This is a genomic window from Microcoleus vaginatus FACHB-2002 (genome assembly GCF_040004035.1).
Lineage (GTDB): Bacteria > Cyanobacteriota > Cyanobacteriia > Cyanobacteriales > Microcoleaceae > Microcoleus > Microcoleus vaginatus_C.
On the sequence record NZ_JAMPLN010000003.1, the window covers coordinates 239,049 to 251,267 of the forward strand.

The window sequence follows — 12,219 nt, forward strand, 5'->3', positions numbered from 1 at the left end:
CAAATTCTCCAAACTAAAGTTAGTGTGTTCCAACAGGGATATTTGGGAGTGAAGCCTAATTGTTGACTAAACCCCGGAAAATGGCATCGATGCCGTTAAAGTTTTCGAGTAAGAAGTAGGCAACAAAAACGCCGCCCATCCCGCCAATGAAGAAACCACCGGTAAACTGGCTCCACCCCTCAGCATTTCTGAGGGCATCAGGGGTCATGGGATTAGCGCTAGGGTAGCTGGTGTTGTCTTGTTTGAAAGAGACTAAACCGTAAGCAGACATACCTAGTGTGCCAAGCAGAACTAAGACGAGGGCTGTATATAATCCGCCGAGATTAGCTGCTTCTGGATAATCCCGCAGGGGTCCGAAGACGATTTGGGGGCCGACAAGGAAATAACCGTGTGCCAAACCGATTTCTAGGCCTCGAATTAGGGGCGAGAGTCCTTTGCGGTAGGCGGGCAAGTTCCCAATGAATGCTTTTGTGAAATCAGAAGCACTGATGGGAGTTGCTAGATGACCCGTGAACGGATCGCCGTTAAAGGGTTTAATAAGCTCTGCATCTCTGGGATCTGCCATATTCTGTTTGTCCTCGCAGTTTAAAAAGTTGAGGCGTTCAAGTCATATTTTACGCAGGGACGTGTTTCCTATTTACATAATTAACGGCGAGCTTTAGAAAAGTTCACTATTCTTTAGTTTTTGGAAGAATTTTTCTTTTGCCCCTTATACCAGAAAGCGAGTCGATCGGGCGACACTCCGAGGAAATAAGCGATGATTACTATTTGATTAATAGCGGTGGTTTTGATGACCCCAAGCTGCTGCCAGCGACGGGAGGAGGTCAGGACTGGCTGGGGTACTATTTCAATGCGGCCTTGTTTTTTCAATCGGCGCACGAATTCAAAGTCTTCCATGAGGGGCAAGTCGGGAAAACCGCCGATTTTGTCAAAGGTAACTGCGTGGAGGAAAATAGCTTGGTCGCCGTAGGGCATTTGCAGAAAGTTCGATCGCCAGTTTACCCCTGTTTCTACCAGCCGGAGGCTGAGCCTGCGGGCGTCAATCTTGAGTTGAAAGGCCCCCCCTACTGCAGACGGGTTAGCTAGTACCCGACGCGCGCAAGAGTCGTACCCGCGAGGCAACAGAGTGTCTGCGTGCAGAAACAGCAATATCTCTCCAGTAGCGACGGCGGCACCTACATTCATTTGGGTGGCGCGGCCTGGGGCGGTGGAGATAACTCGGACGCCAAAAGATTTTGCTATATCTGTAGTACCGTCGCTGCTGCCCCCGTCGGCGACAATTATTTCGACATTTTTTGCCTCAAGGGCGGTGGAGATGACTGGGGCAATTGTAGATGCTTCGTTTAAGACTGGAATGATAATGGAAATTTTGAGATAGGGATTTTCTTGCGACATAAAAAGTTAAGCACCCCGTGAGAGAGAGCGGGTTTTGTACAAAGCTTATATGTTATGGGAGCCAATTTTTTACGCTAGGAGCGCCCCTACATTCGGCCTTAAGGTGGGAGGGCGAGTTTTGTACAAACCCAATCTGTTAGTTGCTCATTTTTTACGCCGGGAGCGCCTACATTAGGCTTTCCTCTGGCAGGGGGGGGTTCCTACAAAGCTGAGCTGTTAGTTGCTAATTTATTTGCTCATTTTTGGCTTTTTCTCGCGCCTGGGACTATTGTCCCAAGCGCTGTCTAACTGCTGCTGAGATTCAGCATTTGGTTAGACAAATACAATTACTATATTATGACTTTGTGGTTTTACAATCAAGCAGTTTTATCAAAAAAAATATGATTATTTCTAATAATTCAAAAAGGTTAAATAGACTTTAGTTATTTCAACATATTAATATCTAAACCGAGGAGATCTTGTGGTCGATCAATATCTGCCAGAGTGGGAAGATAAGCAATATTGAGATGGAGCTTTTGGGCGATCGCCCGCGTACAAGCAAATACTTCACTGGTCCCCCAGTGAATGCCACCGAACAATTCCGGTATCGATCGCCGCAACCCTATCAGATAATAACCTCCGTCTTGTGCGGGGCCCAAAACTAAATCGTGTTGGCTCAGTTCATCAAAAGCTTGTGCCAAGATGTCTGCTTTCAAATCAGGACAATCAGTGCCGATAATTGCAGTTTTCTCAACCCCGGAAGTAAAAGATTTTTCAAACGCTGCTGTCATTCTTGCGCCCAAATCACCGTCTATTTGGTTTTCACAATAAATATCACTTCCCAACCACTCTTGCATCAGTTGTTGACTGCCGCCGGCTCGGTGAATTTCTACGGATAATCGGCGGGATTTTTCGAGAGAGAGAGCGCAGGCGATCGTCCGTTGGGCCATTAAGCGGTGAAGGTTCGCAGCACCTGCTTTTCCCAGCACCGGAATAAGTCGAGTTTTGGTTGTTCCCGGTTCTGGATAGCGAGTGAAAACAATCAGTTTTTCTGGCATCATTTATTGTTGATGAGTTTTAAAGGAATGAACCGCAGAGGAAGAGAAAGAGTTAACTATTACTTCACAAATTATCAATCGATCTTGGTGGGTTAGGCGATGACTTAATTTAATCGTCGCGCCCAACCCAGCATACAATAGATTTACTTAAAAATAGCCAGCGGTTAGCTCATTTCTAGCATTCGCTGGATCGGCTGCAAGGCTGCTAGTTGAATATCTAGGGGCATGGTAATTTCAGGGGTTTGATTTTTGAGGGAGAGATACAATTTTTCCAAGGTATTTAATCTCATGTGCGGGCATTCGTTGCAAGCACAGTTGTTATTGGTTGAAGGAGCGGGAATGAATCGTTTGTGCGGAGCTTGCTTTTCCATTTGGTGAATGATTCCCGGTTCAGTCGCGACAATAAAAGCTTGGCTGGAACTAGCTTGAGAATATTTGAGCAAAGCAGTAGTGGAGCCGATGTAATTGGCGTGGCGCAGCACGGGAGGTTCGCATTCTGGGTGGGCAATTATTTCGGCTTCGGGATTTTCGATTTTGAGTTGAACTATCTTTTTTTCTGAGAAGTTTTCGTGGACGATGCAAGCTCCTTGCCAGATCTCCATGTTTCTGCCGGTTTGTTCCATGACGTAGCGGCCGAGATTGCGATCGGGTCCAAAAATTATCGGCTGATTTTCGGGAATTTGGTTGACAATTTTAACCGCGTTAGAACTGGTGCAAATTATATCGCTCATTGCCTTAATTGCGGCGGTACAATTAATGTAGGAAATTACTAAATGTCCTGGTCGATCGGCTTTGAAAGCTGCAAAGGCTTCGGGAGGGCAACTGTCGGCAAGGGAACACCCAGCATTTAAGTCTGGCAACAATACTAATTTGTCGGGATTGAGAATTTTTGCGGTTTCGGCCATGAAATGAACTCCGGCAAAAACTATGACATCGGCGCTGGTGTTGGCGGCTTTGCGGGCAAGTTCTAGGGAGTCGCCAATGAAGTCTGCGATGTCTTGAATCTCGGAGTCTTGGTAATAGTGGGCGAGAATGACGGCGTTTAACTCTTGTTTGAGGGCGTTAATTGCTGCAAACAAGTCGTGGGGCAGTCGGGTTTGAGTAAAGTTCGGAGCAGGTGCGGTGGTAAACACAGTTAGAATATTCCGGGGAAGGTGGCGAAGACAGCTAAAGTGTATTTTGAATTATAGTTGAATTCACCAAAAACTGCTGGCTGTTCAGTGGAGTCCATCTAAAATCTAAAATCTAAAATCCAAAATATGCTGTGGGAGAGTGCAAAAATTGGTCGCTGTTTCTTATGCTGAGTAAGAAGGGGCTAGGGATCGATCGCAGATGACAAATCACATGAATAAAGCTAAATCTATCAAAATTGCGGTGGTGGGGGACGTTCACGATCGCTGGGAACCTGAAGACGGCGAGGCCCTGAAGCATCTGGGCGTTGATTTGGTGCTGTTTGTGGGGGATTTTGGCAATGAGTCGGTGGAGGTGGTGCGGGCGATCGCCCAATTGGACATTCCGAAAGCAGCGGTGTTTGGGAACCACGACGCTTGGTACACAGCGACTGAGTGGGGCCGCAGTCAGTGCCCTTACGATCGCACTCAAGAAAATTGGGTAAAACAGCAGTTAGATTTAATGGGAGAAGCTCACGTCGGTTACGGGAAGCGTGATTTTCCCGAATTGGGCGTAACTGTGGTGGGAAGCCGCCCGTTTACTTGGGGGGGCTCGGAGTGGAAGTACGGGGATTTTTACTCGGAGTGGTTTGGGGTAGAAAGTTTTGAGGAGTCGGCGCGGCGCATTGCAGAAGCTGCGGCGGATGCCGATTGCGAAAATGTGATTTTTTTGGGTCACACGGGGCCGACGGGGTTAGGAGAGGCTCCTGAAGACCCCTGCGGGCGAGATTGGAAGCCGCTGGGAGGGGATTGGGGCGACCCGGATTTTGCGGAGGCGATCGATCGAACTCGGAGTTCTGGGAAGCACATACCTCTGGTAACTTTTGGTCATATGCACCACAAACTGCGGCACACCAAGCAGGAGTTGCGGAAGTCGCTGGAGGTGAGTGCGGAGGGTACGGTGTATTTGAATGCCGCCAGCGTACCGCGAATTGTGGAGAGAGAGTGCTCGAAACTGCGGAATTTCTCGATCGTCCTGCTGGAAAATGGAGCAGTGTCGGAAGTCTCTCTGGTATGGGTAGGCGAAGATTTCGCGGTAGAAAGAGAACAAATTCTTTATCGGCGCACAGAATCTGCGGCTATTTGTAGTTAGAGACAATTGCTGGTATGATAAAATTTATGCGCCGGGAGAGGTGGCAGAGTGGTCGAATGCGCCTGACTTGAAATCAGGTGAACCGCAAGGTTCCGTGGGTTCAAATCCCACCCTCTCCGTTTAACAATTCTCTTGTCCGTTAAGGGTTTCAGATTCTCTATCCCCTCAAGAGTGCTCTTTTGTGCTCATCTTTGGCTCACTCTTGGTATTTCGCTACAAAAAAACACCCCCGCAGGGATGCTGTTGCTTACCAGGTAATTTTTCTAGCCAACTGAGTTAACTAAAGCCTTCTTCATCCGCCGGGTCGCCGTAGGGATCTTCGCTGGCCGGGATCACATTGCCGAACATTCCAGCATCCGCTACGTAGTCAGCAGGGTCGCCGTAGGGGTCTTCGCTGGCGGGAGTCAGGTTGCCGAACTGTCCGTAGTCGGTACCAGCGTAGTCTGCGGGGTCGCCGTAGGGGTCTTGGCTGGCAGGGGTCAGGTTGCCGTACTCTCCGTACTCAGCCGGGTCGCCGTAGGGGTCTTGGCTGGCAGGGGTCAGGTTGCCGTACTCTCCGTACTCAGCCGGGTCGCCGTAGGGGTCTTGGCTGGCAGGGGTCACGTTGCCGTACTGTCCGGGATTTGAGGGATCTTGGTAATTGCCGTCAGGATCGAATTGCTCGCTGTCGGGCCCGACGATCGCATCTTTTAACTTCCGCAAAAATCCGTCTACCATGATAAAGTTCCTCTTTTTTATGTGTTGAAAAACGACTGTTTTAGATTGGGAATCCCAGATTTAATTGAAAGTCACGGAACCTGCAATCTAAAATCTCAAATGCTTAGACTACTGTGCCGGAACAGGACTTGTAGCTTCCGGCAAGCTAGTAAGGTCACGACCGGTATTTTGGTTGTTGTACCCCTGGAATTCGCGGTAACGCACTGCCTCGGACTCCGGAACTGTAATTCCTCCCGGCGGGGGCGTTACCCAGACCGCGCGATTCTGGGCATCGCGGTAGTACACCCGACCGTTTTTGGAAAGGTAATGTTTTCCCTGCGGCCCCTTTTCTTGTTTATTTTTGTGCTGATTGTAGATGTAGTAAAGGGCTGCTGCTCCAGCTAAAGTAATCCCTACTTTTTGAGCATTGCTCAGTCCTTTTTTCGCTTGTGGGGAAGGAGTGGAGGCGCGATTAGTTTGCACTCCTCCAGCGCGAGTGTTGTCAACAGGAGGCGGGGGAGCGTAGGTTCGCTCGTCAGAACCGCAAGCACTCACAAAGGGAAAGGTCAGCAGCGTTGTCAGCAGCAGAGCCATGAAGCGCGATCTTTTGGGTTCGGGTTTGATTGTGTTCATTACCGCTCCGAATTGTCGGGATTATAGGTAGGGTGTGTTCTGGCGAGGTTGAGGAACCTGAGCTGCTGCCAACCGTTTTTAGATTAAATTAATTTCTCAAAGCAATTTTAACCAAAGTAGTTGCTGAGAACTTAACAGCGCAGGTACGGTATTGCGTTTGTATATTAATCATCCTCAAATCTCTCGAAGATTTGCTCATTCCAGGGATATAAATAAAGTTTCTTTTATTTCAGTCTGCAGGTATATGCAAATGCGCGTCTTCGGGTAAGAATAAATTCCGTTTGTGGACTACTCAAAGCAAAGTGAAGCAGACGGAGGGGGCGAGTCCGAAACTCAAAGCAGCACTGGCTAGGGAAAGGAGGCGAGATTTAGATTAGAAGGAAGAAGGAAGAATGCCTTTCGACTTCGCGAGCGGGTAAAAAGCAGGAAGAAGGAATAATAGCCAGGGTTTGAGCAATTCATATCAATTCCGGTTGCATCGGAATGATTTAACCGCTCTTGACGCAGAGAACGCAGAGGGAGAGAACAGAGAAATGAATAATTCCGATGAAGGGCGGATTTGATATAAGAACATCCTAACCGTCTTGGCGGTTGCTATCTAAGTCCGGCGGTGTTTAATTGGGTTGGGCTGCTTCTGGGAGATGCCTGCATTTTTTTGGGGGAATTCGGGAGAGGTCGATCGCACTATTGCAGAAATCTCTTAACAGCGAGAGGAAGCCGCCCAAGCTTTTCGGAGATTTATGAAAATAAATAATTTATTTACTGCGGGATTGTCGAGCGCAGTTGTATTTACTCCGAGCAAATATCTCACCTTTTCAAATCAACAAAACCAAGTCAAGGAATTGCTGCAAACAAAACAGTGTCGCGAATGCAATTTCAGCAAGACCAACCTAAAAGGATTAGACTTGCCAGGAGTCAACTTGCAGGGAGCAAACCTAGAATGTGCTAACTTATCAGGAGCAAAATTGGCCAATGCCAACCTCAAAAATGCCAACTTAAATAGAGCCAACATCACGGGAGCTGATTTGGGCTGTGCCGGCCTCACTTTCAACCTGGAGGCTAATGAAAAAGAAGCAAATATGGATTTTAATGTCACCGCTGTTCCCGAAAATAATAGCCCAGAAAATGCAGTAGTTGGTTTCAAGATGAAAGCAACGGAGCAAGGAGCGACAATGCGTTTCAACCTGATGGAATGCGCTGATTTCTCAAATGCTAGCTTGCAAGAACCTAAAATGCCAGAGCGCAAAATTCACCATTAGAGAAACTAGCCAATAAAACAACCTCTCATCATATAAAATCCGCAGTTACTAACTCCTCTCCTTCTTCTTCTCTTCTCTTTTCTTCCTTCGCGTACTTTGCGCCTTCGCGGTTCAATAAATAATTCAATATTATTCCACTGCGTTGCGATCGCAACGACATATAATTGCTTGCCAACTGTTCCGCTAAAAAAAAAAAAAACCGCCGCCTGACTGACAGGCGGCGGTTTTTTAAGCAACTAACTGCACGCCTAAAATTAGTGAGCAGAACCGTTACCGTGATACTTGTCGGTATCGTAGAATCCGTTTTTTGTACCAAAAAACAGACAGCAAACGGTGAAAACTGCTGTCAAGACTGCTAAAACTAACTTAACGTCCATAATTTACCTGCTGTTGTTGAGTGAGTGCAAATACTCAGATTGTAGAATCTTTTTGGCTGGCGCGGCCATCTACCAGCGTAGCGCCAGATTTGCTGGGCTGTACTCTGGTGCGGCAGTTTCCTGACGGCGAGACAATTCGGGGAATTATTGTCGAAACCGAAGCTTACGGCCCAGGAGATCCCGCTTGTCACGCTTACCGAAAGCGCACTTCTCGCAATGAGGTGATGTTCGGGCCTCCGGGTATGAGCTACGTTTACTTAATCTACGGGATGTATCACTGTTTTAACGTGGTGACGGATGCAGAGGGAGTTGCTAGTGCTGTGCTGATTCGAGCTTTGCAGGTAGATGTGGTTCCCCAAGAATTCGCTGCAATTCCTGAGAAGAAGCGATCGCGCCTCGCCGCCGGGCCTGGGAAACTGTGTAAGGTGCTCGATATCGATCGAACTTTAAGCGGTTTTCCCTTGGGTGCAGGCCAACCGCTACGGTTGGAACACCGGAGCGAGCACTTTCAGCAAGCTGTGGAGGAGGGTACAATAAATTTTGTGCAAACTACGCGGATCGGGATTTCTCAAGGAATGGATTTGCCTTGGCGCTGGTATGTAGGGAACTGTACGGCTGTGTCACAACTCTAGTAATGTCAAAGGTATCAGCGTAAATTTTGTAGCTTATCTTAGTGAAATTATGGCTTACTCTTCTGAAAATCCGATCGTCCAACTCAAAAAATGCCTAAGCCTGGTTCAGGATGTTAGCACTCACACCGAAGCCAACCGGGCTTTCGAGCAATTGTGTGGGATTATCGATGCTGAAAACCCAATGGCGGCGCAACTTTTGGAGATGTTGTGGGAAGAAGCAATTATGGCGAGGCGATCGGCTTTATTTTGGCAGCAAATGAGCGATGTTGAGAAAGATATGGCTAATAGAATGATGGAAAATATGACGCAAATGCGGCAGAATTATTTGCGGCTGATGCAGGAAATGTAGACAGTAATTGATAAGTCCGTGTTTGTAGTGAGGACTTTAGTCCTCTCCTTATCAATAAAGTTTTCTAAATGTAGGATGCCTCAGCGCTGATATTTGAGGAGGCTCAAATAGTTTGTTTCCGGGGCACCCTACAATAAATTCTGCTACTTCATTAAAGCAGCGCCGCGGTTGTAAAGTTCGCGCGCGTAATCAGTCCAAGTTCCCTGTCCCCAATAGCGGAAACAGCTTGTTTGTAGCAGCAAGTTGTAAAGCAAACCTTGCTGGTATTCAAACTGCTTGGTAACTGAAGCATCTTGCTGCACCAGCGGGTCGTATTTTTTGTGAAATGCAGCGCTGAGTAGATTCATCGGTTCCAAGACATTTTCGTAGCCTTTCACCCAACTCAAATCGTTAGTCCAAGAAGCGCCATCCATGTGAAAATTATGGTCTGTTTGCTTGAGTTGGGCGATCGCACTTTCCACTTTTTCCGGTGTCGCACTATCAGGATCGACTAACTGCCAGATTTTGTGCTGGTTAATCCCCTGACAAACAGGATAATCATCAGGATTAACCCCTGCCGCTTCAATTATCTCCAAATATTCAGTGCCGTTTAAACCCACAACACCGGATTTTCCGCCGCCTTGTTCGCGGTTTTCGTGCCAAGCTTTGAAAAAGGCGCTGGGAAATTCATTCATCATCACGCCGCCATTTTCGCCGTCGGCAATCTGAGTAACTAAAGAAGGAACTGTGACATTGCCAATTTGCTGTTTGTTGCGTCCTTTTGCTTCGTAATACGGCTGCATTTGACCGACCAATTTTGTATCCGAACCTTGGGTTTTAATCAAAGCAGTAATACTGATTGTTTCGCCGTGAGAATTGCGGGCAACTAAACGGTTGGGAATATATTTTTGGTCTTGCGACAATCCCGAACCGTCGGGATTTTCTACAGAATGTTCCTGCACCATCAGCCAGCGGTAGCCGCATTCTTTCAAAGCTTTGATGTATTCGTAAAGTGTATCTGGGTGATTGGGAAAGTGCATTTCTGGGGGCGAAAAACCTTTAACCCGCTTCAGGGCATCTATGCCAAAAATGGCTGCAAAATGATGTTGCCACGCTTGAATTTGAAGTTTAATGTCGGGAATGGGAGTTGAGGGAATGACGGCGTGACTCCACATTGTCCCCAGCCATTCTACGTGGGGTTGATATTGAGGAGCGCAGGTAATCCGCTTGAGATTATCAAAGATATCGTCGCGTCCCATTTGGCGCAATCCCCACAATAAATTGCCCGAATAGTCGAGCATAATTCGCGGGTTGCAGCCTTCAGCAATCAGTTGTGGGATGAATTCCCCCATGCGAGAATAGCACCAAGCAAACACTCCGGCATTGTGGTTGTCTCCTTGGTTGGGATGTTCAAACATATTCTGGAGATTGCTGATCAGTTCGCCGTTTGCACCTGCAGGAATTGTCGGTTGGTGCATATGGAGGGCGCAGGCGAATCCGGCTTGAATGTTTTCGAGGCGCAGATTTGTGGCAGGTAGAAAGACTGGTTCGTTGCTATTGGCTGCGGCATTAATTTCTGCTTCGGAGCCGCAAATATTGGGCAATCCTGAGTTGATTTCTTGTAAAATCGGTAAATTGGGAGATTGTGCGATCGCAGGCATAAATTTTTCTCAACGATTGTGGAGGGGCGTTGTCTGCTATTGCTAAGATAGCTAGATACTTTAACAGTAGCAGAGGATGTCTGCAAAAGATAAATTTCACAAGATAAGTCCGGGAGGGCGGAAGCCCCAAATCTTGGGTAAAATGTTTAACACATTTCACGTAAATAGGCGAGGTAAATTATGAAATACGAAATCAAGCTTTTGGAACCAACGGATTTGTGGTACGTTCAAAATAACATCAATCCAGAAACTAATAGATTTTACCATCCCACTAAAAATATTCCCTTGGTTCAGCAAGCGGAAATTAACTTGAACAATTCGGGAGTAATAATTCAAAAAGGTGCGCTGCATTGGTGTATGGGAAAATTGACTTCCGGTGTTTATAAAACGGATAACCGTTTGAAAGATATGTGGGTATCTTTGACAACGGAAATGGACTACAACGCTCCCGTATATCAAGGAACTGGTACGGTGAAACTGGAACCGAGACAAAAAGGGCATTTTCTGCATTATACGCCGATCGACCTTTTGGATGCCCAGCAGTGGGAGTTGGATGACGGTATATTTCAGTTTTGTTCGGACAATGTAGTTATCGGTGCTAAAAAACTGAAATTCCGACAAATGGCTGCTTCTAATGACGGTAGGTGGAGAATTGCTGTTACAGCTTTGCGCGAGCAAAAAGCTACTGTTTTAGCAGGTACAAGTTCACCGGCTAAGGTTGTCGAGCTCAAACAAGGTGAAACTTTGATAGCTGATTGCGATTTGGTTAAAGGATTTACCAAGGGGATTGAAGAAGATTATCGAAAATTAGGTCATTTTGGCAAAGGGGGTGGAGAGGGTTATGTTTGGTATTATCAGGGGAAAGGTAAATTATTAGTATGTGAAAATGATGCTATGGGTTTAGGTTGAGTTATTTCATTTTTAAAGTAGAGGTTGCTGGAGCAGGGATCGCGGAATTTTATTGGGCAAATATACTAAAAAAATTACGCGAAACTATAGACGCTAGCATAAAAAATCTGGCAACATTATTTTCAGGGTGCAGTTGGATAGAACTGAGATTTTACACCTCTCCTTGGCGGATATTTTATGAATGTAACAAAACTGCTCCTACAGCAGGCGACGCTTAATGTGCTTGTTGCTTTAACAATGGTTCAACCTGGATTGGCAGCGATGCTCGCTGATTCATCATCGGGGGAACCGAATTTGCTGCCACAGCTACTCGCCTACGATCCGCCCGCGCGCGGAGCACCGGGCGATCGCAAAGACGCAGGCAGCCGCGATCCTCACAACTTCTTAGCTTTGATTCCCGCTACAAATTTAGGGTTGACAGCGATCGCACATCCGACTTTTTGGCTGTACTTGCCGGCTCCATTGCCCGATGATATTCCCTTTGAGTTTGTGCTGCGGGACGAACAGCAAGAAGTAGTTTTCCGAACAGTTTTTGAGCTAGAAAAGGCAGCGGGACTTGCGAGTTTTTCTTTGCCGCAAAATTCACCTCCTCTGGAAACTGGCAAGAAGTATCAGTGGTGCTTTTTCTGCGGGAATATCTCCCGCCACGGGTGGGTTGAGCGGGTGGCAATGAAACCAGAAATTTTGGCTCAGCTAGAAACAGCATCTCTAAGGGAGCGCGTTTTTTTGCTTGCTAAACAGGGTTTGTGGTACGAAACTCTCACAGAATTAGTTGCACTGCGCGGCAAACTGTTGAGCCAATTACAGGCAGCTACTTTAGAGGAGAGGCTGCTAATTTATGCTGAAAATGACTTGCGGTATGAAGCGCTAGCAGAGCTATCTGGATTTGAGAAAATATCTTCTCTGGCGACTTTGGAGGCTGATTGGGAGGCTTTATTGCAGCATCCGTTTGTGCGCTTGCACGGGATAGTTTCACCACTTTAACAGGCTTTCCGGCCTGTTCCACAAAGAGTAAGTTTTTTTGTGGGCC

Annotated in this window: 14 protein-coding genes and 1 tRNA gene; 7 read left to right on the forward strand and 8 right to left on the reverse strand. The window is 47.0% G+C overall.

Annotated elements, in window-relative coordinates; all coding sequences use genetic code 11:
* Nucleotides 1-55: 55 nt before the first annotated feature.
* The 4 genes from NDI35_RS04035 to nadA form a co-directional block, all read right to left on the reverse strand.
* A complete protein-coding gene (locus NDI35_RS04035; RefSeq protein WP_333050145.1) occupies nucleotides 56-565 on the reverse strand; it encodes a photosystem I reaction center protein subunit XI in 510 nt (169 codons plus the stop codon).
* Between the two features lie 113 nt (nucleotides 566-678).
* A complete protein-coding gene (locus NDI35_RS04040) occupies nucleotides 679-1,395 on the reverse strand; it encodes a TIGR04283 family arsenosugar biosynthesis glycosyltransferase (protein ID WP_445311588.1) in 717 nt (238 codons plus the stop codon).
* Between the two features lie 422 nt (nucleotides 1,396-1,817).
* Nucleotides 1,818-2,435 (reverse strand): TIGR04282 family arsenosugar biosynthesis glycosyltransferase, encoded by a 618-nt coding sequence (locus NDI35_RS04045; protein ID WP_445311589.1) that lies wholly within the window; start codon nucleotides 2,433-2,435, stop codon nucleotides 1,818-1,820.
* Nucleotides 2,436-2,596: 161 nt separating this feature from the next.
* Nucleotides 2,597-3,565, reverse strand: a complete 969-nt coding sequence (nadA, locus tag NDI35_RS04050) for a quinolinate synthase NadA (protein ID WP_445311590.1) — start codon at nucleotides 3,563-3,565, stop codon at nucleotides 2,597-2,599.
* 199 nt (nucleotides 3,566-3,764) lie between these two features.
* On the opposite strand from nadA, the gene NDI35_RS04055 reads away from it, so the two are divergent.
* A complete protein-coding gene (locus tag NDI35_RS04055) occupies nucleotides 3,765-4,694 on the forward strand; it encodes a TIGR04168 family protein (protein ID WP_445311591.1) in 930 nt (309 codons plus the stop codon).
* Nucleotides 4,695-4,728: 34 nt separating this feature from the next.
* A tRNA-Ser gene (locus tag NDI35_RS04060) sits at nucleotides 4,729-4,813 on the forward strand.
* A gap of 157 nt (nucleotides 4,814-4,970) precedes the next feature.
* Here NDI35_RS04060 and NDI35_RS04065 read toward each other — a convergent pair.
* Both NDI35_RS04065 and NDI35_RS04070 read right to left on the reverse strand, forming a co-directional pair.
* Nucleotides 4,971-5,411 (reverse strand): translation initiation factor, encoded by a 441-nt coding sequence (locus NDI35_RS04065; protein WP_445311592.1) that lies wholly within the window; start codon nucleotides 5,409-5,411, stop codon nucleotides 4,971-4,973.
* A gap of 108 nt (nucleotides 5,412-5,519) precedes the next feature.
* Complete coding sequence (locus NDI35_RS04070) at nucleotides 5,520-6,023, reverse strand: hypothetical protein (protein ID WP_445311593.1); 504 nt, start codon at nucleotides 6,021-6,023, stop codon at nucleotides 5,520-5,522.
* 740 nt (nucleotides 6,024-6,763) lie between these two features.
* Here NDI35_RS04070 and NDI35_RS04075 point away from each other — a divergent pair.
* Complete coding sequence (locus NDI35_RS04075) at nucleotides 6,764-7,282, forward strand: pentapeptide repeat-containing protein (protein ID WP_445311594.1); 519 nt, start codon at nucleotides 6,764-6,766, stop codon at nucleotides 7,280-7,282.
* A 254-nt stretch (nucleotides 7,283-7,536) separates the two neighbouring features.
* On the opposite strand, the gene NDI35_RS04080 is transcribed toward NDI35_RS04075, so the two are convergent.
* Nucleotides 7,537-7,659, reverse strand: coding sequence for a DUF8629 family protein (locus tag NDI35_RS04080; protein WP_006633228.1), 123 nt, complete (start codon nucleotides 7,657-7,659; stop codon nucleotides 7,537-7,539).
* A gap of 20 nt (nucleotides 7,660-7,679) precedes the next feature.
* Between NDI35_RS04080 and NDI35_RS04085 the strand changes: the two genes are divergently transcribed.
* Nucleotides 7,680-8,291: a DNA-3-methyladenine glycosylase gene (locus NDI35_RS04085; protein ID WP_445311595.1), complete on the forward strand. Its 612-nt coding sequence runs from the start codon at nucleotides 7,680-7,682 to the stop codon at nucleotides 8,289-8,291.
* Nucleotides 8,292-8,340: 49 nt separating this feature from the next.
* Nucleotides 8,341-8,640, forward strand: a complete 300-nt coding sequence (locus NDI35_RS04090) for a hypothetical protein (protein WP_006633230.1) — start codon at nucleotides 8,341-8,343, stop codon at nucleotides 8,638-8,640.
* 143 nt (nucleotides 8,641-8,783) lie between these two features.
* Here NDI35_RS04090 and NDI35_RS04095 read toward each other — a convergent pair whose 3' ends face one another.
* A complete protein-coding gene (locus NDI35_RS04095; protein ID WP_445311596.1) occupies nucleotides 8,784-10,280 on the reverse strand; it encodes a polysaccharide deacetylase family protein in 1,497 nt (498 codons plus the stop codon).
* 180 nt (nucleotides 10,281-10,460) lie between these two features.
* Here NDI35_RS04095 and NDI35_RS04100 point away from each other — a divergent pair, with 180 nt between their 5' ends.
* Both NDI35_RS04100 and NDI35_RS04105 read left to right on the forward strand, forming a co-directional pair.
* Complete coding sequence (locus NDI35_RS04100) at nucleotides 10,461-11,189, forward strand: AIM24 family protein (protein ID WP_445311597.1); 729 nt, start codon at nucleotides 10,461-10,463, stop codon at nucleotides 11,187-11,189.
* Nucleotides 11,190-11,366: 177 nt separating this feature from the next.
* Nucleotides 11,367-12,173, forward strand: coding sequence for a DUF928 domain-containing protein (locus NDI35_RS04105; RefSeq protein ID WP_445311598.1), 807 nt, complete (start codon nucleotides 11,367-11,369; stop codon nucleotides 12,171-12,173).
* The last annotated feature ends 46 nt before the right edge of the window (nucleotides 12,174-12,219 follow it).

Coding starts and splice junctions, on each gene's coding strand:
- NDI35_RS04035 (WP_333050145.1), bottom strand. CDS start 565: ATGGCAGATCCCAGAGATGCAGAGCTTATTAAACCCTTTAACGGCGAT.
- NDI35_RS04040 (WP_445311588.1), bottom strand. CDS start 1,395: ATGTCGCAAGAAAATCCCTATCTCAAAATTTCCATTATCATTCCAGTC.
- NDI35_RS04045 (WP_445311589.1), bottom strand. CDS start 2,435: ATGATGCCAGAAAAACTGATTGTTTTCACTCGCTATCCAGAACCGGGA.
- NDI35_RS04055 (WP_445311591.1), top strand. CDS start 3,765: ATGACAAATCACATGAATAAAGCTAAATCTATCAAAATTGCGGTGGTG.
- NDI35_RS04065 (WP_445311592.1), bottom strand. CDS start 5,411: ATGGTAGACGGATTTTTGCGGAAGTTAAAAGATGCGATCGTCGGGCCC.
- NDI35_RS04070 (WP_445311593.1), bottom strand. CDS start 6,023: ATGAACACAATCAAACCCGAACCCAAAAGATCGCGCTTCATGGCTCTG.
- NDI35_RS04075 (WP_445311594.1), top strand. CDS start 6,764: ATGAAAATAAATAATTTATTTACTGCGGGATTGTCGAGCGCAGTTGTA.
- NDI35_RS04080 (WP_006633228.1), bottom strand. CDS start 7,659: ATGGACGTTAAGTTAGTTTTAGCAGTCTTGACAGCAGTTTTCACCGTT.
- NDI35_RS04090 (WP_006633230.1), top strand. CDS start 8,341: ATGGCTTACTCTTCTGAAAATCCGATCGTCCAACTCAAAAAATGCCTA.
- NDI35_RS04095 (WP_445311596.1), bottom strand. CDS start 10,280: ATGCCTGCGATCGCACAATCTCCCAATTTACCGATTTTACAAGAAATC.
- NDI35_RS04100 (WP_445311597.1), top strand. CDS start 10,461: ATGAAATACGAAATCAAGCTTTTGGAACCAACGGATTTGTGGTACGTT.
- NDI35_RS04105 (WP_445311598.1), top strand. CDS start 11,367: ATGAATGTAACAAAACTGCTCCTACAGCAGGCGACGCTTAATGTGCTT.